Raw genomic sequence first — 22,681 nt, 5'->3', positions numbered from 1 at the left:
ATTAAACCCGATAGCGTCCCGGACGGTGGTTCATTGCAATAATCAGGTTCAGGATCACCGCACCCGCAATCGACGCGAGCAGGATGGGGCCACTCACCACAAACAGTGACGCCAGCACGACGCAGGTATCGACTGCCATCTGCAGTTTACCCGCGCGGATCCCAAAGCGATCCTGTAGCCACAGCGCCAGAATATTGATGCCGCCCAGGCTCGCCTTATGACGAAATAACACTATAAACCCGATTCCCATGATGACGTTACCGAACAGTGTCGCATAGAAGGGGTTAAGGTCAGAAAAGTGGACGAACAGCGGGTGCAGCTGGGTGAAGAGCGACACCAGCCCGACGGCGCAAAAGGTTTTCAGGGTAAATTCCCAGCCCATGCGTTTAACCGCCAGCCAGTAAAACGGGATGTTGATCAGGAAGAACGCGCTGCCGAACGAGAGCGGCGAGAGATAGCTGATCAGAAAGGCGATACCTGCGGTGCTGCCGGTCAGCGCACCGGCCTGTTTCAGCATAATGACGCCGAACGAGACCATCAGGGTGCCGAGCACCATCGCCAGCGCATCTTCAATGCGCGAATGCGGAACGCGGGTGGGTTCTGCGATGTTATCCATGGGGTTTTCTCAGTGCAAATGATGCGGTTCCGATGCAAAAAACGCACCATCGCCACAGCACTGAATGGCTGTAAAGCGGATGCCAGCGATATCCCGTTGATATCTAAGGCGCTTTATAACGGAACTTTGTGCATGAATTTCGAATGACGCCGTCAACCTATGCGCCAAATCCATCTTAAATGCGCGTTATTTGCATTAACTGCCGCCAGTGTGCACCAAAATCGCACAGCAAGCACTTTTTTAGCGCGTCTTCTCTCCGGGAATCATCATCAGCCCGTTCTCTTTCATTCGTCCCAGTACCACGGAGGTTTTCACATGGGAAACGCTCTGGTGTCCGGCAACTAACTGGCTGATTAACGCACTGAGGGAGTTGAGATCGGCCACCGCCACTTTGAGGAGGTAGTCTGCATCACCCGTGGTTTTGTAGGCATCCACGATCGCCTGCTCCTGCTCCACCATGCGGTGAAAGCTCTCAACATATTCTGCGGTGTGATTAATCAGGCGCACCTCTATTAATCCCACCATGCCAAGCCCGATGGCATCAGGTGACAGCCGGGCGTGATAACCCAGGATGAGGTTAGCCTGTTCCAGATTGATACGGCGGCGGGAACATTGAGAGGCAGAAAGGCCGACCAGATCGCTGAGTTCCTGATTGGTCAGACGGCCGTTAGATTGTAATAAAGTCAGGATTTTAAGGTCGTAATCGTCTACGTGAGTCATTCCGTTTCCACAGCGTAATGGGCGTCGCTTTGTTACAGATAACCCGATAACCCGAGAGGTTGTCCAACACTATTTTCTGATGATGAGGGCTGTCATGCACAGATCGTGCATGACAGCACAAAGCGGAGATTATTCGTCGTCGTATTGCGGACCCGCGTAGTTGTCGAAGCGTGACCACTGGCCATTAAAGGTCAGGCGCACCGTACCGATCGGGCCATTTCGCTGTTTACCCAGGATGATCTCGGCGATCCCTTTCAGATCGCTGTTTTCGTGGTAAACCTCATCGCGATAGATAAACATGATCAAATCCGCATCCTGCTCGATCGAACCCGATTCACGCAGATCCGAGTTGACCGGCCGTTTGTCAGCACGCTGCTCCAGTGAGCGGTTAAGCTGCGACAGCGCCACCACCGGCACATTCAGTTCTTTGGCCAGCGCTTTCAGCGAGCGGGAGATTTCTGCAATCTCCAGCGTACGGTTGTCCGACAGTGACGGCACGCGCATCAGCTGCAGGTAGTCGATCATGATCATACTTAAGCCACCGTTTTCACGGTAGATGCGTCGGGCGCGCGAACGCACCTCGGTGGGCGTCAGGCCAGAAGAGTCATCGATGTACATGTTCTTCTTCTCCAGCAGGATGCCCATGGTGCCGGAGATGCGCGCCCAGTCCTCATCATCCAGCTGTCCGGTTCGGATGCGGGTCTGATCGACGCGGGAAAGTGACGCCAGCATACGCATCATGATCTGCTCGCTGGGCATCTCCAGACTGAAGATCAGCACCGGCTTCTCCTGCAGCATGGCGGCGTTTTCGCACAGGTTCATCGCAAAGGTGGTTTTACCCATCGATGGACGGGCGGCAACAATAATCAGGTCAGAGCCCTGCAGGCCGGCAGTCTTTTTATTGAGGTCCTGATAGCCAGTATCCACGCCGGTGACGCCGTCATGCGGTGTCTGATAGAGCGATTCGATACGGGAGACGGTTGATTCCAGAATCTGCTCGATGTTTTTCGGGCCAGCATCTTTATCCGCACGCGCTTCCGCAATTTTAAAGACGTTCGACTCTGCGAAGTCGAGCAGCTCTTCGCTGTTACGTCCCTGCGGATCGTAGCCGGCATCAGCAATCTGGTTGGCGACGGAGATCATCTCACGTACCACTGCGCGTTCGCGCACAATGTCAGCATAAGCGCCGATGTTCGCCGCACTCGGGGTATTTTTCGCCAGCTCAGCCAGATAGGCGAAGCCACCGGCCATCTCCAGTTCGCCGCGGGTTTCCAGCGATTCAGAGAGCGTAATCAGGTCGATGGGTTTGCTGTTTTCCAGCAGCCGCTGCATCTCGGAAAAAATCAGCCGATGCGAGCGGTTGAAAAAATCATTCGCGACGACGCGCTCAGAGACGTTATCCCAGCGCTCGTTATCCAGCATTAACCCACCGAGCACCGACTGCTCCGCTTCCAGAGAATGCGGGGGCATTTTCACGCCTGCGAGCTGGCGATCCTGCGTTTCGTTCGATTTGTTGGTGGGTTTATTTCCTGCCATAGTGAATGCATTACCGATCTTCTGTGGGGACGCGCAAGTATACCTTAGTTGGGGTGCGCGCCTCACCCTCATGATGAAACAATCACAGGAGTCAGAATGGCAAAGCGTATTCAGTTCAGCGCGCATGGCGGCCCGGACGTCTTAGAGTGGACAGATTTTGAACCTGCTGACCCGGCTGAACATGAAGTGCAGGTTGAGCATCGCGCTATCGGGATTAATTACATCGATACCTATGTTCGCAGCGGGCTCTATCCGGTTGCCGCTTTTCCCTCTGGCCTGGGAACGGAAGCCGCAGGTGTGGTGTCGCGGGTTGGCCGTGGCGTGACTCTGTTTAAACCTGGCGATCGCGTAGTCTACTGTCTGGCATCGATGGGGGCCTATAGTGAAGTGCACAACGTAGCGGAAGATCGCCTGATGCATCTTCCGGAGGCGATCAGCTTTGAGCAGGGTGCGGCAAGCTATCTGAAAGGGCTGACCACGCAATATCTGCTGCGCCAGACCTATAAAATCAGCGCCGGTGAGACCTTTCTGTTTCATGCCGCGGCGGGCGGCGTCGGGTTAATCGCCTGTCAGTGGGCAAAAGCGCTGGGTGCGCATTTGATCGGCACCGTGGGTTCAGCGGAAAAAGCCACGATGGCGAAAAATGCTGGCGCATGGGAGACCATTAATTATCGCGAAGAGAATATTGCACAGCGCATCAGCGAACTGACAGAAGGGAAAAAAGTGGGTGTCGTGTATGACTCCGTGGGTAAAGATACCTGGGAAGCATCGCTGGATTCGCTGCGCCGTCACGGTCTGATGGTCAGTTTTGGTAATGCATCGGGTCCGGTAACCGGCATCGATCTGGGCATTCTGAATAAGAAAGGCTCGTTGTTTGTGACCCGACCTTCCCTGTTTGGCTATATCACCAATCGCCAGGAGCTGGAAACCGCCAGTGCCGAGCTGTTCTCCCTGCTGGCGAGCGGCGCGATCAAGGTTGATGTGCCGGAGCAGCAGAAGTTTGCGCTGAAAGAGGCCAGCCAGGCGCACCAGATGCTGGAGAGCCGTGCCACGCAGGGATCCTGCCTGTTAATCCCGTAACAGCCAGCACCCCGTAAGCAGCAAAAAGGGCTTCCCGTGGGAAGCCCTCTTCTTTTTTTTATTTTTTGTTCGCGCTGGTGTAGGGACAGCGGCGATAAATTCATGTCGAGTCGATGGCACATCGATTTGACGACAGGCATCCTGCCAGAAAACATAAGTAAAAAATATGTTTAATTGCAGATCAGCGCCGAACAATCTCTCACACTGTGATCGCTACCGCATTTAGCGCCAGCCTTTGCGGTCTAACCTGTTGATCTTACGTCTCAGCTTACGGCGCGCTCGCGCATCGCTATCGCCAAAAAAGGCACGATGCAGCCATACAGCGATGACCGCCAGCACCAGCCACGGCAACACTTTGATAACAAGTGCAAACAGTCCACCGACAAACATCACGAGGGTAGCGACCACCAGTGCCGCCAGCACGCCCAGCAGTGAAACGCCGGTCAGCAACAGCATCAGGAAAAACCCCAATACGAATAAAATTTCCACGTCAGCGCTCCTTTTAAAATCAGTTGTTATAGCTATTACAAAAAGCGTGCCAACTGATAACTTATTGATTTAAAGCTGATAAGGATTAAAAAAGGTGTAGCAACCTGGTGAGAAAAACCACATTCTGGCGTAAAAAAAACCAGCTTATCAGAGCTGGTTTATCAGGGTTACGATCACGGATCAGACTTCCTGTGGGATCTTATCCGCCACCAGCGCCAGCGCGGCTTCCAGTACGCGAACATCCGCCCCCGGCTTGTGAGCGTTTTCACTCAGGTGACGTCGCCACTGGCGGGCGCCCGGAATACCCTGGAACAGTCCCAGCATATGGCGTGTGACGTGTCCCAGATATGTGCCCTTCGCCAGTTCCGCTTCGATATAGGGATACATGGCGCGCACCACTTCCACCGGGTTTGCCGCCGGGTGCTGACGACCAAACAGCGTCTGATCGACCTGCGCCAGAATGCCGGGGTTTTGATAGGCTTCGCGTCCCATCATCACACCGTCCAGGTGCTGCAGGTGGGTCTGTGCCTCTTCCAGCGTTTTTACGCCGCCATTAAGCGCGATCGTCAGATGCGGGAAATCGCGTTTCAGCTGATATACGCGTGGATAGTCCAGCGGTGGAATTTCGCGGTTCTCTTTGGGGCTGAGGCCAGAGAGCCAGGCTTTGCGCGCATGGATGATAAACGTCTCACACTCACCGCGACCCGCCACCGTGCCGATAAAGTCCGTCAGGAATTCATAGCTGTCCAGCTCATCAATCCCGATGCGGGTTTTCACCGTCACCGGAATCGATACCACATCGCGCATCGCTTTAATCGCATCCGCGACCAGATTCGCCTCGGCCATCAGGCAGGCACCAAAACGACCATTCTGAACCCGATCCGAAGGACAGCCGACATTCAGGTTTACTTCATCGTAGCCGCGCTGCTCTGCCAGCTTCGCACACTGCGCCAGCGCCGCCGGATCGCTACCGCCAAGCTGCAACGCGACCGGATGTTCCGCCTCGCTGTATGCCAGGTAATCCCCTTTGCCATGAATGATCGCGCCTGTGGTCACCATTTCGGTGTAGAGCAGCGTGTCACCGGTCAGCTGACGATGAAAATAGCGACAGTGACGATCGGTCCAGTCGAGCATGGGGGCGATAGAGAAACGTTGCGAAGAGAAATTAGGCATGAAGCGCAGACAATCCGGTAATTAAGGGTGATGGAATTCTGTGCAAGGATAACACAAGGGCGGGCGATAGTGCATCGCCCGCCCCCGAACAGCCGGAATAACGTGCTTAGAAGTTAAAGCCCAGCTGCATCATCGCGCCCCAGGTGTTGTTAGCCCCCACCGAGCCAGCCAGATCCAGATGGACAGCTTTGTTAAACGGTGACAGACCAAAACCTGCGGTGGCAACATTTTCGTCGTTAGACCGCATGTCCGCACGATAACCGGCACGCAGTTGCAGCCAGTCAAGCACGCGGTACTCCGCGCCCACTGCCGCATACTGGCTGTTATCCTGGGTTTTGAAGCGTTTGGTTTCAGTCAGATCCACATCGCCTGTCACGGTAAACGGCCCTTTATCCCAGGATAGTCCGGTGGTGACCAGCGGGCGAATCTGGTAGGTATCGCGGAACCCGTTGACCTCTTTGGTCTGCAGATCGCGCGAAACCAGGTTCTGTCCGGTCACACCCAGCGTCCAGTTTTCAGCAAAGGTGGTCGCCAGACCGGCATCAACGTTAAAGCCGGTGTCGGTGCTGCGATACTGGCTATTGTTGATGTCGTTCTTGTCGTAGTTATAGATGCTGGCAGTGTAGTTATAGAGCGAGGTTTTCTGCACTTTCGGCGTTACGCCCACCGAGACCGGCTGACCGGCGATGGTGAACTCATGTGCCACTGCCACACCATAATCAATGGTCAGTGCCGCTAAGCCATTCGCACTGGAACGCAGGTTATTTTGATCGCCAGGACGTGGCAGCACCGTTCCGTTAGCAACACCGCGCAGATAGTCGATATCACCCTGGACCACGTTGGCACGGACGTGCGCCGTACCGTAGGCTTTGGTAATAAACGCAAAAGGCAGGGTCTCATTAGGGATCGTGACGGCCACGGCCACGCCTGCACTGCCGTCCGCTTTGTTACCGCGCAAATCGCTGAGCTTGTCAGCGACATCGCCGGAGGCAGCACGCAGTTCAGGGTAGCCACGCAAATAATCCGCAAAAGTCAGGTTACCAATCACGTCGCGATAGCGATCCACGGTGTCGGTAATATCATCGACTTTATCAATCAGCTTATCTTTGTCAGTAACCTGAATACCTGCCGAGGGAATAATAATGCTGACGTTATCGTCAGATTTAGCACGCGTCATTAATGCCGGGTTCGCCAGCACTGCTGAGCCATAAACAGAAGATGCTACGCCGGTGCCGCCCATGGCGTCATTACGTGCATCATACCAGGTCCCTGCCGCCATGGCGGAAGAAGAAAGGAAAAGCGCGGTCGCTGCAGCGGAATACTTCAGCGCTGAACGTTGAGCGGATTTTTTCACCATTTGCCTGCCATCACCTGAGAAATTGTCATTGAAACATTCAACGACTGAATAGTTTGTTAGCCCTATTGTGAACCCTGGCTAACGCGTTATTGCTGTGAATTCAAAGGAAACAGTGTCTTAATTCAAAGGATTGGACGTTTTCCAATCAAAAAACCGTTGTAATTGTTCAGACTGTGTCGGGTTATTTCAAATACTGCCAGACTTTCCTTAAGTCTTTCTGAACATTACTTCTTAACTCAGTGAGATGCAAAGCAAAATGCCAACAAATTCCGCTTCATGTCGATTGAGAATGGATCTGATTTCTCGTCAGATTTGAGATAGATAGCGGCTTAAATTCTTAAAATGCTGCTTTATCAGGCAAATAATGCTGTTTTAACAGGCGAAAACGAACATCAGCGCCGCAAAACTATGTGTGATAAAATAACATCACTTATCCAGCGGAGAATTTTTCATGACAAACATGACATCGCAGCAAATTTTGATTCAGGCTGAAAAAATGTGCCTGCAGCGCGGTGTACGTCTGACTTCGCAGCGTGCTGAGGTATTGCGCCTGATGGCCGAACAGCCTGGCTCGATCAGCGCTTACGATCTGCTGGATCAACTCCGCATCAGCGAACCGCAGGCCAAACCCCCTACCGTCTATCGTGCGTTGGACTTCCTGCTGGAGCAGGGTTTCATTCATCGGGTGGAGTCCAACAATAGCTACGTCATGTGTCACCACTTCGAGGCACCGGCACATACCTCAGTGATGCTGGTCTGCGACCGCTGTGCAGCAGTAACGGAGAAACAGGCGCAGGGCGTGGAGAAGATTATCGCGACGCTGGCGGGTGAAGCGCAGTTCGCTTTACGCCACAGTGTGATTGAAGCGCATGGTTTATGTGAAAATTGTGCTGCAGTAGAAGCCTGTACGCACCATGAAAGCTGCGAACACGATCATCAGGATGAGGGGAAAAAGCGGGGAAAACGCGGGTAACTGGCGCATCCTTGTGTGGTTCCGGTGCGGGTGCACCGGAATGTGTTAACTGATCAGCGCTGCATTACCAGCGGTGGTCTTTATTCTGGCCTTCCCAGTCCGTCACTTCACGCTCTGCTTCATCTTTCGCATAGCCATAACGTTCCTGGATTTTGCCGACCAGCTGATCGCGTTTGCCTTCGATAACCTGCATGTCATCGTCGGTCAGCTTGCCCCATTTCTCTTTCATTGTGCCTTTGAACTGCTTCCAGTTGCCGCTCGCTTCGTCTTTATTCATGGCAGACCTCCAACCCTCGGGTTTAATGATTATCTTGTTACTTAACAAAATAACGATATAAAGCGCTGGTTAACTGCGCCGGATAAAGTTAATTGTAGCAACCAGATTCACAAACCCGGAATAATACGGAATAATCTGTATCAATCTGTGCAGCGTCAGGCATCAAACCAGCTATTCTGACGCCAGTGCCTGCGCCAGATGAGCCACAGTGACAGACCGCGCAGCGCCAGGAAAACCGTTACCGCCAGCCACAGTCCATGATTGCCCAGCGCCGGTACGCTCAGCAGCGTCAGAAAGTAGCCTGCTGCTGCTACCACCATGCTGTTACGCATCTCACGTCCGCGCGTCGCGCCGATGAACATCCCATCCAGCAGATAACACCAGACGCCGATCAGCGGCATAACGATCTGCCAGACCAGATAGCGGTCAGCACTTTGTTGCAGCGAAGGAAGGGAGGTCAACAGGGTAACAATCTGCGAGCCAGCAATGGCATAGATCAGCGAGAAGAAAAGCGCCACCACCACCGCCTGCCGACAGGCAGAGTGCCAGACATGCCACAGTTTGCTGCCATCTTTTGCACCATGCGCCTCGCCGGCAAACGCTTCAACCGCGTAGGCGAAGCCATCCAGCGCATAGGCCGTGAACGTAATGAACATCAGCAATACCGCGTTAACTGCCACCACATCCGGGCCAAGCCGCGCGCCCAGCACGGTCAGCGAGGCGAAACAGAGTTGCAGCATTAGTGAGCGCAGCATGATATCCCGGTTCAGCCGCAGCAGTCGGCCGCTGTCACCGCGCCAGCTCTGCTTCAACAGGCTTAGCGAAATGCCGCGCAGCTTCAGGACCCGCCAGACCATGATGCTGCCGACACCCAGCGTAATGTACTCCGCCAGCGCCGTGGCGGTTGCTGCACCCGCGACACCCCAGTGCAGACCCATCACCAGCCAGAGATCGAGCACGATATTAACCACATTGCCCACCACCAGCAGGATCACCGGCGCGCGCGCATACTGCACGCCCAGCAGCCAGCCCAGAATGACCAGATTTGCCAGCGTAGCAGGCGCGCTGAGCCAGCGAATCTGAATAAACAGCGCCGCCTGTTCCAGTACCGCGGGATTGCCGCCAACCAGATGGGTCGCCAGCTGAATAATCGGATAACGTAAAGCGATGAACAGTACACCTGCCAGCAGCGCAATAATCAGCGGCTGCGTTAGCGCGCGTGCCAGCGCAGTTTTATCGCCCGCACCAAACGCCTGCGCCGTAAGGCCAGTCGTACTCATTCGAAGGAAAAGCAGCAGCATAAAGAGGAAGCTGGTCACCGTGGTCCCGACCGCAACCCCGCCAAGATAGACAGGGCTGTCGAGATGACCAATTACTGCCGTATCGACCACCCCCAGTAAGGGAACGGTGATATTTGAAAGGATCATTGGCAGCGCAAGCCGCCAGAGATTTTTATCGGTTGCCGTGATAAAGCGCATTCGCCGTTCCGTGCTCGGTGTCGCTGCGCAAAACAGGCAGCGACAAAATTAGGGCAGACAGAATAGCATCAGAAAAGGCGAATGCACGCAGGCCTCAAATCAGAGCCACTCGCCGTTGCGAACCACACCAACCGCCAGACCTTCAATGGTCAGGGACTGTGCACGGGTATCGACAACAATCGGGTCAAAATCACTGTTTTCAGGCAGCAGATGCACGATAGCACCCTGCTTTTTCCAGCGCTTAACGGTGACTTCATCATCAATGCGGGCAACGACAACCTGGCCGTTGCGTACATCCTGGGTTTTATGTACCGCGAGCAGGTCGCCATCCATAATCCCGATATCTTTCATCGACATTCCGCTGACGCGCAGCAGGAAGTCGGCAGACGGCTTAAACAGGCCCGGATCGACCTTGTAGTGGGTTTCGATATGTTCCTGCGCCATGATCGGCTCACCGGCAGCAACCCGGCCAATCAACGGTATGCCTTCTGAGGCTTCTTCTTCCATTAGCAGACGAATGCCGCGCGATGCACCGGAAACGATCTCGATAACGCCTTTACGCGCCAGCGCTTTCAGGTGCTCTTCTGCCGCATTCGGTGAGCGGAAGCCCAGTTGTGCAGCAATCTCTGCGCGCGTAGGCGGCATGCCTGTTGAAGAAATATGGTCGCGAATCAGGTCATAGACCTGCTGCTGCCTGCTGGTTAATGCTTTCATCCCGCCCCCTGGTTGTTTATACAGTCGCTGTGAGTATATACAGGTATTGGCGAAATGGAAACCGATTGTCAGGCAAAACGCGGCTTCCGGCGCGATATGGAACGCTTATCGCAAATGTGTCCAGAGCAGCGCTATCCAGACAAACAGTGCCAGTAAGATGCTGATCAGTACCGCCGCAGAGCCCATATCTTTGGCCCGGCCCGCCAGCGGATGATGCTCCTGACCGATGCGGTCAACGACCGCTTCAATGGCGCTATTGAGGATTTCAACAATGACCACCAGCACCACCGACCCAATCATCAGGATGCGTGAGACCACATCGACATCCAGCCAGCAGGCGATAATAATGGCGACCAGCGCAGCCAGGGCCTCCTGACGAAACGCCGCTTCATGTTGCCAGGCGGCACGCAGTCCCTGCCAGGAGTAACCTGCGGCTTTAACTATTCTGATAAGTCCGGTGGCATTATTTGCCATGATGTGGGAACCCTTTTATCGGATTGACGTCAATGTCTGGGCTGCGTGCAATTGGCACCACCACAGATCTTCGCTGCACTTTCTGGTATGCTTGCGGCGCTTTGCTAACAAGAGGCTTCATGTTGTCTATGTCAGGTTGGCGTAAACTCTATTACAAATTGCTTAATTTACCACTGTCGTTTTTGGTAAAAAGTAAGGCCATTCCGGCCGATCCCGTGTCTGAACATGGTCTGGATCCGACCCGACCTATTATGTATGTTTTGCCTTACGATTCGAAGGCCGACTTACTGACTTTACGCGCGCAGTGTCTGCGGCATCATCTGCCTGACCCACTCTCTCCGCTGGAGATTGATGGTTCACTGCTGCCGCGCCACGTATTTATCCACGATGGCCCGCGCGTCTTCCCCTATTTTGTGCCCAGCGTGGAATCGGTGAAAATCTTTCACGATTACCTCGATCTGCATCGCAATAATCCTACGCTGGATATCCAGATGCTGCCGGTGACGGTGATGTTTGGCCGCGCACCCGGACGTGAAGTCCAGGGCGAAGCCACGCCACACCTGCGGGTGCTGAACGGCGTACAGAAATTCTTTGCGGTGATCTGGCACGGACGCGACAGTTTTGTTCGCTTCTCGCCGACCGTTTCGCTGCGCCGCATGGCCACGGAACACGGTACGGATAAGTCGATTGCCCAGAAGCTGGCTCGCGTAGCGCGCATCCATTTTGCCCGTCAGCGGCTGGCGGCGATTGGCCCGCGGTTACCGGCGCGTCAGGATCTCTTTAACCGTCTGCTGCAATCCAAAGCGATTGAAAAAGCCGTCGAAGATGAAGCACGCAGCAAAAAAATCTCCCATGAGAAAGCGCAGCAGAATGCTGTCGAGATGATGGAAGAAATTGCCGCCAACTTCTCTTATGAAGCGATTCGCGTTACTGACCGCGTGATGGGCTGGCTATGGAGTCGTCTCTATCAGGGCATCAACGTTAATGGCGGCGAAAAAGTGCGCCAGCTGGCGCAGGATGGCCACGAGATTGTCTATGTGCCGTGCCATCGCAGCCACATGGATTATCTGCTGCTCTCCTACGTGCTCTATCATCAGGGCCTGGTCCCGCCGCACATTGCTGCCGGTATCAACCTCAACTTCTGGCCAGCCGGCCCGATTTTCCGTCGTCTGGGCGCATTCTTTATTCGTCGTACTTTTAAAGGCAACAAGCTCTACGCCACGGTGTTCCGTGAATATCTCGGCGAGCTGTTTACCCGCGGCTATTCGGTTGAGTACTTTGTCGAGGGTGGACGTTCTCGTACCGGCCGCCTGCTGGACCCGAAAACCGGCACCTTAGCCATGACATTGCAGGCGATGCTGCGCGGCGGTAACCGCCCGATCACGCTGGTGCCGATCTACATCGGCTATGAGCACGTGATGGAAGTGGGTACTTACGCCAAAGAACTGCGCGGCGCGGCGAAAGAGAAAGAGGGCTTCATGCAGATGGTGCGTGGCTTGCGCAAGCTGCGCAATCTCGGTCAGGGTTACGTTAACTTTGGCGAACCGCTGCCGCTGGTCAACTATCTCAACAAGCAGGTACCGGAATGGCGCGATGCCATCGATCCGATTGAGCCGCAGCGTCCGAGCTGGTTAACACCGACGGTCAATGATATCGCGGCCAGCCTGATGGTACGTATCAATGAAGCGGGCGCGGCCAATGCCATGAACCTCTGTGTTACCGCTTTGCTGGCGTCACGTCAGCGCTCACTCACCCGTGAACAGCTGATTGAACAGCTGGAATGCTATACCCAGCTGCTGCGCAATGTGCCTTATTCACCTAACGCGACCGTACCCGATCTTTCAGCGGAAGCGCTGCTGGATCACGCCATGGGTATGAATAAGTTTGAGAATGAAAAGGACAGTATCGGCGACATCATCATTCTGCCGCGTGAGCAGGCGGTGCTGATGACCTACTATCGCAACAATATTCATCACATGCTGGTGATGCCGTCGCTGATTGCCGCCATAGTTCAGCAGCATCAGACGCTGACTGAAGCCGAACTGCTGCGTCAGGTAAGCCTGATCTACCCGATGCTGAAGAGCGAACTGTTCCTGCGCTGGCAGACCGATGAGTTGCCGCAACTGCTGACCGATATCAGTCAGGAGCTGGCGCGTCAGGGCCTGATTACCTTCGAAGCCGGTGAGTTGCGCTTTACTGCGGCGCGCTACCGCACGCTGCAACTGCTGGCTGCCGGTGTGCGCGAAACGCTGCAGCGTTATGCCATTACCTTCTCGATTCTCAGCGCCAAGCCGACGATTAACCGTGGCACGCTGGAGAAAGAGAGCCGGACGCTGGCACAGCGTCTGTCGGTGCTGCACGGTATCAATGCGCCGGAGTTCTTCGACAAAGCGGTCTTTACCTCACTGGTGCTGACGCTGCGTGACGAAGGGTATATCAGCGACAGCGGTGATGCCGATGTCGCGCAGACTCTGGCGACCTGGCATATCCTGGCTGACCTGGTCACCAGTGATGTGCGCATGACGATTGAAACCGCGGTGGCGCACGACTGACACGCGCGCCCAGTAAAAAGGCGACCTCATGAGGTCGCCTTTTTTATGCCCAAAACGCTCTATCAGAACAGCTGACTGAACGGCGGCGTATTCATCAGTACGCCCAGGAACAGCACCATCCCGACATAGTTGTTATTCAGGAAAGCCTGGAAACAGGGCTGGCGTTCGCGCCCGGCGATCAGCTTCTGCTGATAAACAAACAGCGCAGCCGCCAGCAGCAGCGTCCAGTAGAAGGCACCGTTCAGGTGGAGCATCATGCCCACCAGCGCCATCAGCAGCAGGGTTGCCAGTTGCAGCAGACCAATAATCAGCTTGTCGAAACGGCCAAATAATATCGCCGTCGACTTCACGCCAATCTTCAGGTCATCGTCCCGATCGACCATCGCATACTGCGTATCGTAAGCGACCGTCCAGCAAATGTTGGCAATAAACACCAGCCAGCAGACCAGAGGTAAGGACTCACTAACTGCGGACCAGGCCATCGGAATCGCCCAGCCAAACGCGGCCCCCAGCACCACCTGCGGCAGGTGGGTGTAGCGCTTCATAAAGGGATAAACGCAGGCCAGCGCCAGCCCCACGACGGAGAGCATTATCGTCATCAGGTTCATGGTCAGCACCAGCGCAAAAGCTATCAGCGCCAGGATCACGAACAGCAGCTTCGCCTCTTTTGCACTCACCGCGCCGCTGGCCAGTGGCCGGTGCTTCGTACGCTCCACATGACCATCAACTTTACGGTCGGCGTAGTCATTGATCACACAACCCGCCGCGCGCATCACAAATACCCCGGCAACGAATACCACCAGCACCGGCAGCGGCGGGATCGCCATGTCAGCCAGCCATAATGCCCAGAGCGTGGGCCACATCAGCAGCAGCGTCCCGATCGGTTTGTCGATACGCATCAGGCGAGCGTAGGCCCGCCATTTATTCATACTTAAGCTCGTTTGCACCACAAAATCCTCAGACCAGATCGCGATAGAGCGGCGATGCCGGTAAAAACAGTTCAGTCAGCAGCAGCGGTTTGCCGGAGAGACGCAGACGGGAACGCCGTCCCCACAATCCCTCCACCTGCCCCGGCTCAATAAAATCGCGGGTCAGCGTCGACGACGAAAAAAGATAGCGCCCCAGAGGACGGGTGCCGAGCTGTTGCAGCATCGCCTCTGGCCCGTTAAGGGTGCTTTCCGGTACCAGCGTGCGGCCAGCCAGCCAGGGCTGATCGTCGCCGGACAGCAGCACTTCGCGTAGCCAGAAACGTTCATCGTCTGGCAACAACGCCCTTTCCTCACCCAACTCGCTGGCGTCGATAAAGCCTTCACGCAGCGGCTGAACCGTGACCCGCTGACAGTGCTGTTCAAAACGGCGCGTCATCGAATCCTCCTCCATCAGCCAGTCGAGCAAGGGCGGCGCAAGGGTGGCCTGCGACGGAGAAAGCCAGTTGAGCGAACGTAATAAGCTGAGTGCGTCTTGCGACATGGCACCACTCCCGATAATTTTCAGGACGCTAGTTTAGCGCAGAGCGGCGATGCGAACACCTGCCGTCGTGTCAGACGGCAGGGGGATTACTCGCGTTTCAGCCGGTTACTGTTGGCCAGCCACAGCGTGACCACCAGAATCAGAATCGCCGCTGAGTAGCAGAGGGTATCGAAGGGATTTTTATGGTCGACGATAATCAGGCGGATAATAGCCGTGATACCGATATAGACAAAGTAGCGCAGGGGAAAGTGATAGCCCGACTGAAAGTACTTAACAATCAGGGCAATAAATTCGAAGTAGAGGAAATAGATAACAATTCCCTCAATCAGCAGGTAAGAAGAGGCCTGCTCGCCGGTGTTAAACAGGACATTTGCCAGATGAATAGTCTCTTTGCCTAAAAAGACGATCAGGATGATCGCCAGACTCAGCAGACCCAGATTCAGCACCCATTGCAGAACCGTTGCAAGGTGGCGGGCCAAAGGATTTTTGTCACTCATGTTGCGCCTTTAAAAAGGAGTTATTAGCGCGCAACATCATGCGTGAGTGTGATGCAAATCACAATAACCCTAAGCTTCCACATCCACACAGAGCGCGTCGTACCGCCAGTATTCACAGTCGCAATCAATCACCTCTTTTTGCTGATTGCGGTTGATACGGGTGATCAGCAAACCGGGGCTGCCCGGCGCGACATTCAGCGTAGGTGCAGCAATCTCCGGCAACGGGCCGGGCAGAATCGTGAAGCGCGCGCCGCCGTAGCGAATACCGTAGCGCTGGTCATAGAGATCGGTCAGGGAGCGGGTCAGATCTTCATCGAGCAGGCCAGGGAAAAAACGCGGATTGAGGTAGTGTTCTACATAGAGCACCGCGCGCCCATCAATGCGGCGCAGGCGGCGAATACAGTAAACCGACGAACCTGGAGCCAGACGCAGCGCGATCGCTACGCTGTCGTGCGCTGCGACCTGCTCAGCAGCGATCACTTCCGTGGTCGCCTGCCTTCCCTGCTCCCTCGCCATGGCATGAAAGTGGCTGTGATGCAGCGGGTTGTAAATCAGACGTGGTGGCGCGATAAACCAGCCGCGACGCAGTTCCCGGTAGATCATCCCCTGGGCCTCCAGCTTACCCAGCGCTTCCCGCAGGGTAATCCGCGTGGTGCTGAACGCCTCGCTTAAGGCACGCTCCGCTGGCAGGCGCCCGCCGCTGAACTCACCGGCCTGGATGCGCGTCAGCAGTGCGCTGGCTATCGCATCTGCCGTTTTGAGTGCTATCGACTCCACAACAGTAGCCTCATTTTGGTGCGACTTCGCACTCTTACTGTTCAGGTAAACGCGCCTGAGGTGGGCGAACGGGCCGCGTCTTTTGTCGCCCCTTCCCCGCACCCCGCCGCCTTGTCATAAATCGTTCATATAGAGGGGCTACATTGGCTCGGTTCTTGCTGGACTAGACCAGCCAGGCCCATCAACTTACACCCGGAGCAACTGAGATGAAAGCGTTTATCGCCTCTGTAGTAGCCAGTGCTGTAGTCCTCACCCTGCCCGTTGCGCAGGCCGCCGATAACGACCTCGCCGCACTCGAAAAAGCCGCACGCAGTGAAGGTCAGGTCAACAGCGTCGGGATGCCGGATAGCTGGGCCAACTGGAAAGATACCTGGAACGACATCAGCAGCAAATATGGCCTTAAGCACAGCGATACCGATATGTCATCGGCGCAGGAGCTGGCGAAATTCGATGCAGAGAAAGAGAACGCCAGCGCTGATATCGGTGACGTGGGCGCCGCCTTTGGCCCGATCGCCGTCGCCAAAGGGGTAACCCAGCCTTACAAACCGACGCACTGGGATCAGATTCCTGCCTGGGCCAAAGATAAAGACGGTCACTGGGCGCTGGCCTACACCGGCACCATTGCCTTTCTGATCGACAAGCAGCAGGTGAAAGATATTCCCCACAGCTGGGCCGATCTGAAGAAAGGTAAGTATGTGGTTACTATCGGCGACGTCGGTGTGGCAGCTCAGGCGGCTAATGGCGTACTGGCTGCAAACTACGCCTTAGGCGGCGATGAAAAGAACCTGAAACCTGCGCTGGCGTTCTTTGCCGATCTGGCCAAACAGGGTCGTCTTGGCGTGACCGATCCGGTCATTGCTAACATCGAAAAAGGCGAAGTGCAGATGGCAGTGGTATGGGACTTTAACGCCCTGAACTACCGTGACCAGATCGACAAAAATCGCTACGAAGTAGTGATCCCGTCTGACGGCTCCGTCACCTCCGGCTACACCACTATCATCAACAAATATGCGAAACACCCTGCCGCCGCAAAACTGACGCGCGAATATATCTTCTCAGACCAGGGACAAATCAATCTGGCGAAGGGCTATGCCCGCCCGATTCGTGCCGAGCATCTGACACTGCCAGCGGACGTTCAGGCTCGCCTGCTGCCGCAGTCCGAATATAAAAATGCCCGTCCGGTTAAGGATCAGGCTGCCTGGGATAAATCGTCGAAAATGCTGCCGCGCCTGTGGCAGGAAAACGTCATCATCAACATGCAGCAGTAATTCGCGGCAGGGAGAACGGAATGAAGACCATCCTGGTGGTACTGGACGGGCTGAGCAATCAGGTCGCACAACATGCAATGGGTTACCTGCATGCCGAGTGTTCACAGGGCAACGGGTTCTATTACCGTATGACCTGTGAATTACCGTCGCTGTCGCGCCCGCTTTATGAGTGCATTCTGACCGGCGTTCCGCCGGTCAGAAGCGGCATTATTCATAATGGCGTCAGCCGGTTAAGTCGCGAACGCAGCGTGTTTCACTTTGCGCGCGCGGCAGGGCTGACGACAGCGGCGGCGGCCTACCACTGGGTAAGTGAGCTTTATAACCGCACACCGTTCGTTCCGGCGCGCGATCGTCATACCGACGCGCCGGACCTGCCGATTCAGTATGGTCATTTTTATTCTGACGATAGCTATCCTGACTCACATCTGTTTGAGGATGCAGAGAGCCTGCGGCTGCGTCACGATCCCGATTTCCTGCTGATCCACCCGATGAATATCGACGATGCCGGTCATAAGTCGGGGCTCTCCTCGCCGCAGTACCGCAACCGGGCGCGCATCGCTGACGGCCTGCTGTCGCAGTGGATGCCGCTGTGGCTGGCCGAAGGCTACCAGGTGATGGTGACGGCCGATCACGGCATGAATGACGATCGCTCCCACGGCGGAATTCTGCCGGAGGAGACAACGGTGCCGCTGTTTGTCTTTGGCCACGCTTTCTCGCTGCAGCCTGACCTTGCGCCGCAGCAGACGGATCTGTGCGGCACGCTGTGTGAACTGCTGGAAGTGGCGCATGACAAACCGGTCTGTCGCGGGCTGCTGGCGGAGCCGCAAAGATGAAGGGAAAAGGATTCGCGTTGCTGATGCTGTTGCCTTTCACCCTATTCTGGGTCGCCTTTCAGCTGGCCCCACTGCTGTGGATCGCCATCAACAGCTTCTGGAGTGACATGAACAGCCAGTGGGGCTGGGATAACTATCACGACATCATCACCTCACCGTTCTACCAGCAGGCATTTCGCTTCTCACTGGATATCTCGCTCTGGTCCAGCGTCTGGGGACTGCTGATTGCGCTGATCACCGGCTATTCATTGCATCAGCTCGGCGGCGGACGACTGCAGCGCTTCCTTATCTCTTTTACCAACATGACCAGCAACTTTGCCGGTGTCCCGCTGGCGTTTGCCTTTGTGATTCTGCTGGGGCTGAACGGCTGCCTGACGCTGCTGCTGCGCCATTATGGTGTGATTGAGAGCTTCCGACTCTTCTCGCGCAACGGGATGGTGCTGGTTTACACCTGGTTTCAGATCCCGCTGGGTGTGCTGCTGCTCTACCCGGCGTTCGACGGGCTGAAAAAAGAGTGGCAGGAGTCTGCTGCGCTGCTGGGTGCCAGCCGCTGGCGCTACGTCTGGCACATCGCCCTGCCGATTCTGTTCCCGGCACTGCTCGGAACCTTTGTGATCCTGCTGGCGAATGCGCTGGGGGCTTACGCCACGATTTACGCGCTGACCACCGGTAATTTCAACGTGGTGCCGGTGCGCATCGCAGCGCTGGTCTCCGGAGATATTTCGCTCGATCCCAACACCGGCAGCGCGCTGGCGATGCTGCTGGTGGCAATCATGGCGCTGATCACCCTGGTGCAGCAGTATCTGGTGCGCCGCAGCTATCTCAATGCGAAACAGCCATGAAAGGAGCCGTCATGTCACGTGCTGAGCATCTCTATCACCGGATCATGGTCGGGTTACTCTTTACTCTGCTGGCGCTGCCGTTGCTGGCGACGCTGCTCTATGCGATTTCGTCCGACTGGAGCAATACCATTCTGCCGCAGGGATATAGCCTGAAGTGGTTCATTCAGCTCTGGAGCGATTCACGTTTTCTGACAGCGCTGGGCCATTCGCTGCTGATTTGCTTCGGTGCGCTGCTCTTCTCTCTGGTGCTGGTGCTGCCTGCCATGTTTGTAATCGCTTACTACTTTCCCCGACTGGATGCGGTGATGAACATCCTGATCCTGATGCCTTTTGCCGTGCCGCCGGTGGTGTCATCTGTGGGATTACTCCAGCTCTACTCTTCGTCACCGCTGATGCTCACCGGCACGCCGTGGATCTTAATCGGCTGCTACTTCACTATCGCACTGCCCTTTATCTATCGGGCGCTGGCGAACAATATGCAGGCGATCAACCTTAAAGAGCTGATTGATGCTGCACAGCTGCTGGGTGCCAGCACCTGGCAGGCGGCGCTGTGGGTGGTGCTGCCTAACCTGCGTAAAGGGATGCTGATCGCCGTGCTGCTCTCGTTCTCCTTTCTGATTGGTGAGTTTGTCTTCGCTAACCTGCTGGTCGGCAACCGCTATGAAACCCTGCAGGTTTACCTCTTCAACATGCGTAACGGCAGCGGTCACTTCACCAGCGCGCTGGTGATCTCCTACTTCTTTGTGGTGTTGCTGGTCACCTGGCTGGCCAATGCCCTGAATCCTGAACGAGGCTGAATATGAGTTACCTTGAGGTCAGAGAGCTGAACAAGTCTTATGGACCGACGCCGATTTTTGAGCAGATCGATTTCAGCGCCGCCGAAGGAGAGTTTGTCACCCTGCTCGGCCCCAGCGGCTGCGGCAAATCGACGCTGCTGCGCTGTCTGGCGGGATTAACCGGCGTCGACAGCGGTGAAATCAGGCTGGAGGGCAAGGATATCGTGCCGCTGGCCCCGCAGAAACGCGCCATTGGCATGGTGTTCCAGAGCTATGCGCTGTTTCCCAACATGACGGTGGAGAAGAACGTCGCGTTTGGCCTGAAGATGCAGAAGCTGCCCGAGGCACAGATCCGCCAGCGGGTGCTGGAGGTGCTGGAACTGGTGGAACTCAGTGACTATGCGCGTCGTTATCCGCATCAGCTGTCAGGCGGCCAGTGTCAGCGCGTGGCGCTGGCGCGTTCGCTGGTGACGCGTCCGCGTCTGCTGCTGCTGGATGAGCCGCTGTCGGCGCTGGATGCGCGCATCCGTCGCCATCTGCGCGATCAAATCCGGCGCATTCAGCGCGAGCTGAATCTCACCACCCTCTTCGTCACCCACGATCAGGAGGAGGCGCTGACGCTCTCCGACCGCATTGTGCTGATGAACCGGGGCAAAATTGTGCAGAACGGCGATGCCGAAGCGCTCTATACCCAGCCGGTCGATCTCTTTGCTGCCGGATTTATCGGCAACTACAACTTGCTGAGTGCCGAGCAGGCGACGCGGCTGACCGGCCAGCCTTTCCACAGCCAGGTCGCCATTCGCCCGGAATCAATGCTGTTTACCGCGCCGGGCCAGGGGATTCCTGCAGAAATCCTCAGCCACAGCCTGCTGGGTAACGTCATCCGCTACCGTATCCGGGCGCATGACGTGGAGCTTTCGGTCGATGTGCTGAACCGATCGGCGGCGGATTTGCACCCCACTGGCAGGCAGATTGGTCTACAATTAGAGCTGTCGACTTTGCGCCAGGTGGCTTAAAACACAGGAAAAAATCACGCATAGCACGGCAATCCCCTTCACAGATTGCTCTTGCTGTCAGGCTGGCAGTCTGTGCTGTTTGAAGCCTGACAAACGAGGAGCGATACCCCGTGTTAACTCTGCTTAATCTGCTTTCTGCAGTGGCCCTGCTGGTCTGGGGCACACATATCGTGCGAACCGGCATCATGCGGGTTTACGGTGCCGATCTGCGCCGCGTGCTGAGCCGCAGTATAGAAAAAAAACCGATGGCGTTTCTGGCGGGTCTCGGCGTGACTACGCTGGTACAGAGCAGCAATGCCACGACGTTGCTGGTCACCTCGTTTGTGGCACAGAATCTGGTCAGCCTGACGCCTGCGCTGGTGGTGATCCTGGGCGCGGATGTTGGTACCGCCATCATGGCGCGCATCCTGACCTTTGACCTCTCCTGGCTCTCACCGCTGTTTATCTTCTTTGGTGTGGTGTTCTTCCTCAGCCGCAAGCAGACCCGCGCCGGTCAGTTAGGCCGTGCCAGTATCGGCCTGGGCCTGATATTGCTGGCGCTGCAGCTGATTGTCGAAGCGGCGCGTCCGATTACTCAGGCCGCGGGCGTGCAGGTACTCTTCTCCAGCCTGACCGGCGACGTGATGCTTGATGCGCTGCTGGGCGCAGTGTTTGCCATTATCAGTTACTCCAGTCTGGCCGCGGTGCTGATCACCGCGACACTGACTGCCACCGGCGTGATTTCGTTCAAGGTCGCGCTCTGTCTGGTGATTGGTGCCAATCTCGGTAGCGGCCTGCTGGCGATGATCAACGCCAGCGGCTCGAATGCCGCCGGTAAGCGCGTTGCGCTCGGCAGCCTGCTGTTCAAGTTCATTGGCTGCGTCCTGATCCTGCCGTTTGTCGATATTGTGGCGACCTGGCTCGATAAGCTGCCGGTCAACGATGAAGAGTTAGTGATTTTCTTCCATGTGTTTTACAACCTGATCCGCTGCGTGGCGATGGTGCCGTTTGCGGACCTGATGGCGCGCCTTTGCCGTCGACTCATTGCTGACGACGTCGACAACGCGCTGCAGCTTAAGCCAAAGCATCTCGATCGCAGCGCGCTGGACACCCCGGCGCTGGCGCTGGTGAATGCCGCCCGCGAAGCGCTGCGCATGGGTGACGTGCTGGAACAGATGCTGGAGGCGTTTAATAAAGTCGTGCATGGTGAGTCCCGCGAGGAGCGCACGGTGCGTCGGCTGGATGATGATGTCGATGTGCTTTATACCGCCATCAAACTCTATCTGGCGCGGATGCCCAAAGAGGATTTGCCCGAAGAGGATTCGCGCCGCTGGGGCGAAATTATTGAGATGTCGCTGAATCTGGAGCAGGCCGGTGACATTATTGAGCGGATGAGCGGCGATGTCGCTGACAAGTCGCTGGCAGCGGGCCGCGCGTTTTCTGCCGAGGGATTAAAGGAGCTGCAGGAGTTGCAGGAATTGTTGATCGCCAACCTCAGAATGAGCCTGTCAGTCTTTCTTTCGCACGATGTCACCAGCGCCAGACGTCTGCGCCGCGCAAAACATCGCTTCCGCCTGATGATTCGTCGCTACTCTCACGCCCACGTTGATCGCCTGCATCAGCAGAATGTGCAGAGCATTGAAACCAGCTCGCTGCACCTCGGTTTACTCGGCGACATGAAGCGCCTGAATTCGCTGTTCTGCAGCGTGGCCTATACCGTGCTGGACCAGCCCGACGATGAACGGGATTATGAATAAGGGGTGTGAACAGACAGTTACGCCGGA

The 22,681-nt window shown here is 55.9% G+C and carries 23 protein-coding genes; 9 read left to right on the top strand and 14 right to left on the bottom strand.

Annotated elements, in window-relative coordinates; genetic code table 11:
* Position 1 precedes the first annotated feature (1 nt).
* From AC6I8E_RS01335 to dnaB, 3 genes are all read right to left on the bottom strand, one after another.
* Positions 2-616, bottom strand: a complete 615-nt coding sequence (locus AC6I8E_RS01335) for a YitT family protein (protein WP_033734896.1) — start codon at positions 614-616, stop codon at positions 2-4.
* A gap of 240 nt (positions 617-856) precedes the next feature.
* The gene (locus AC6I8E_RS01330; RefSeq protein WP_003855753.1) at positions 857-1,336 is read right to left on the bottom strand and encodes an Lrp/AsnC family transcriptional regulator; all 480 of its coding nucleotides are present in this window, start codon (positions 1,334-1,336) and stop codon (positions 857-859) included.
* 129 nt (positions 1,337-1,465) lie between these two features.
* Positions 1,466-2,872 (bottom strand): replicative DNA helicase, encoded by a 1,407-nt coding sequence (gene dnaB / locus AC6I8E_RS01325; RefSeq protein WP_033734894.1) that lies wholly within the window; start codon positions 2,870-2,872, stop codon positions 1,466-1,468.
* A gap of 96 nt (positions 2,873-2,968) precedes the next feature.
* Here dnaB and AC6I8E_RS01320 point away from each other — a divergent pair, with 96 nt between their 5' ends.
* Positions 2,969-3,952: a quinone oxidoreductase gene (locus AC6I8E_RS01320; RefSeq protein WP_033784470.1), complete on the top strand. Its 984-nt coding sequence runs from the start codon at positions 2,969-2,971 to the stop codon at positions 3,950-3,952.
* A gap of 222 nt (positions 3,953-4,174) precedes the next feature.
* On the opposite strand, the gene pspG is transcribed toward AC6I8E_RS01320, so the two are convergent.
* The 3 genes from pspG to AC6I8E_RS01305 form a co-directional block, all read right to left on the bottom strand.
* Entirely contained in the window at positions 4,175-4,441 is a 267-nt protein-coding gene (gene pspG / locus AC6I8E_RS01315) for an envelope stress response protein PspG (RefSeq protein WP_095706365.1), read from the bottom strand.
* 180 nt (positions 4,442-4,621) lie between these two features.
* Positions 4,622-5,614 (bottom strand): tRNA dihydrouridine(20/20a) synthase DusA, encoded by a 993-nt coding sequence (dusA, locus tag AC6I8E_RS01310; RefSeq protein ID WP_013359779.1) that lies wholly within the window; start codon positions 5,612-5,614, stop codon positions 4,622-4,624.
* 106 nt (positions 5,615-5,720) lie between these two features.
* A complete protein-coding gene (locus AC6I8E_RS01305) occupies positions 5,721-6,971 on the bottom strand; it encodes a conjugal transfer protein TraF (protein ID WP_013359778.1) in 1,251 nt (416 codons plus the stop codon).
* Positions 6,972-7,422: 451 nt separating this feature from the next.
* Between AC6I8E_RS01305 and zur the strand changes: the two genes are divergently transcribed.
* Complete coding sequence (zur, locus tag AC6I8E_RS01300; protein WP_033734886.1) at positions 7,423-7,944, top strand: zinc uptake transcriptional repressor Zur; 522 nt, start codon at positions 7,423-7,425, stop codon at positions 7,942-7,944.
* Between the two features lie 64 nt (positions 7,945-8,008).
* On the opposite strand, the gene AC6I8E_RS01295 is transcribed toward zur, so the two are convergent.
* From AC6I8E_RS01295 to AC6I8E_RS01280, 4 genes are all read right to left on the bottom strand, one after another.
* On the bottom strand, positions 8,009-8,221 hold the full coding sequence (locus tag AC6I8E_RS01295) for a CsbD family protein (RefSeq protein ID WP_033734884.1): 213 nt from the start codon (positions 8,219-8,221) through the stop codon (positions 8,009-8,011).
* Between the two features lie 155 nt (positions 8,222-8,376).
* On the bottom strand, positions 8,377-9,699 hold the full coding sequence (dinF, locus tag AC6I8E_RS01290) for an MATE family efflux transporter DinF (RefSeq protein WP_497824338.1): 1,323 nt from the start codon (positions 9,697-9,699) through the stop codon (positions 8,377-8,379).
* A 99-nt stretch (positions 9,700-9,798) separates the two neighbouring features.
* Positions 9,799-10,413, bottom strand: coding sequence for a transcriptional repressor LexA (gene lexA / locus AC6I8E_RS01285; protein WP_013359774.1), 615 nt, complete (start codon positions 10,411-10,413; stop codon positions 9,799-9,801).
* Between the two features lie 105 nt (positions 10,414-10,518).
* Entirely contained in the window at positions 10,519-10,887 is a 369-nt protein-coding gene (locus tag AC6I8E_RS01280; RefSeq protein ID WP_013359773.1) for a diacylglycerol kinase, read from the bottom strand.
* 128 nt (positions 10,888-11,015) lie between these two features.
* Here AC6I8E_RS01280 and plsB point away from each other — a divergent pair, with 128 nt between their 5' ends.
* Complete coding sequence (gene plsB / locus AC6I8E_RS01275) at positions 11,016-13,439, top strand: glycerol-3-phosphate 1-O-acyltransferase PlsB (RefSeq protein ID WP_041457162.1); 2,424 nt, start codon at positions 11,016-11,018, stop codon at positions 13,437-13,439.
* Positions 13,440-13,501: 62 nt separating this feature from the next.
* On the opposite strand, the gene ubiA is transcribed toward plsB, so the two are convergent.
* The 4 genes from ubiA to AC6I8E_RS01255 all read right to left on the bottom strand — a co-directional run bounded on the left by ubiA (position 13,502) and on the right by AC6I8E_RS01255 (position 16,183).
* Positions 13,502-14,368 carry a 4-hydroxybenzoate octaprenyltransferase gene (gene ubiA, locus AC6I8E_RS01270; RefSeq protein ID WP_497824337.1) on the bottom strand — a complete coding sequence of 289 codons (867 nt, stop codon included), beginning with the start codon at positions 14,366-14,368 and terminating at the stop codon, positions 13,502-13,504.
* Positions 14,369-14,396: 28 nt separating this feature from the next.
* Positions 14,397-14,909, bottom strand: a complete 513-nt coding sequence (gene ubiC, locus AC6I8E_RS01265; protein ID WP_013359770.1) for a chorismate lyase — start codon at positions 14,907-14,909, stop codon at positions 14,397-14,399.
* 86 nt (positions 14,910-14,995) lie between these two features.
* Entirely contained in the window at positions 14,996-15,406 is a 411-nt protein-coding gene (gene psiE, locus AC6I8E_RS01260; protein WP_013359769.1) for a phosphate-starvation-inducible protein PsiE, read from the bottom strand.
* Positions 15,407-15,475: 69 nt separating this feature from the next.
* The gene (locus AC6I8E_RS01255) at positions 15,476-16,183 is read right to left on the bottom strand and encodes a UTRA domain-containing protein (protein WP_051926545.1); all 708 of its coding nucleotides are present in this window, start codon (positions 16,181-16,183) and stop codon (positions 15,476-15,478) included.
* A 206-nt stretch (positions 16,184-16,389) separates the two neighbouring features.
* Between AC6I8E_RS01255 and AC6I8E_RS01250 the strand changes: the two genes are divergently transcribed.
* From AC6I8E_RS01250 to AC6I8E_RS01225, 6 genes are all read left to right on the top strand, one after another.
* Positions 16,390-17,451 (top strand): ABC transporter substrate-binding protein, encoded by a 1,062-nt coding sequence (locus AC6I8E_RS01250; protein WP_095706367.1) that lies wholly within the window; start codon positions 16,390-16,392, stop codon positions 17,449-17,451.
* A 20-nt stretch (positions 17,452-17,471) separates the two neighbouring features.
* Entirely contained in the window at positions 17,472-18,284 is an 813-nt protein-coding gene (locus tag AC6I8E_RS01245) for an alkaline phosphatase family protein (protein WP_033784463.1), read from the top strand.
* Positions 18,281-19,126, top strand: a complete 846-nt coding sequence (locus AC6I8E_RS01240; RefSeq protein ID WP_033784462.1) for an ABC transporter permease — start codon at positions 18,281-18,283, stop codon at positions 19,124-19,126. The genes AC6I8E_RS01245 and AC6I8E_RS01240 overlap by 4 nt, the downstream gene beginning before the upstream one ends.
* Positions 19,127-19,137: 11 nt before the next feature.
* Positions 19,138-19,923: an ABC transporter permease gene (locus AC6I8E_RS01235; RefSeq protein WP_013359764.1), complete on the top strand. Its 786-nt coding sequence runs from the start codon at positions 19,138-19,140 to the stop codon at positions 19,921-19,923.
* Between the two features lie 2 nt (positions 19,924-19,925).
* Positions 19,926-20,918, top strand: a complete 993-nt coding sequence (locus AC6I8E_RS01230; protein ID WP_497824336.1) for an ABC transporter ATP-binding protein — start codon at positions 19,926-19,928, stop codon at positions 20,916-20,918.
* Between the two features lie 110 nt (positions 20,919-21,028).
* On the top strand, positions 21,029-22,654 hold the full coding sequence (locus AC6I8E_RS01225; RefSeq protein ID WP_013359762.1) for a Na/Pi cotransporter family protein: 1,626 nt from the start codon (positions 21,029-21,031) through the stop codon (positions 22,652-22,654).
* Positions 22,655-22,681: the final 27 nt, after the last annotated feature.

The sequence above is a fragment of the Pantoea sp. X-Soil-YNGN-785 genome (assembly GCF_059730585.1).
The sequence above is the reverse complement of the archived record's forward strand: the minus strand, read 5'-3'. Positions and strand labels throughout refer to the sequence as shown.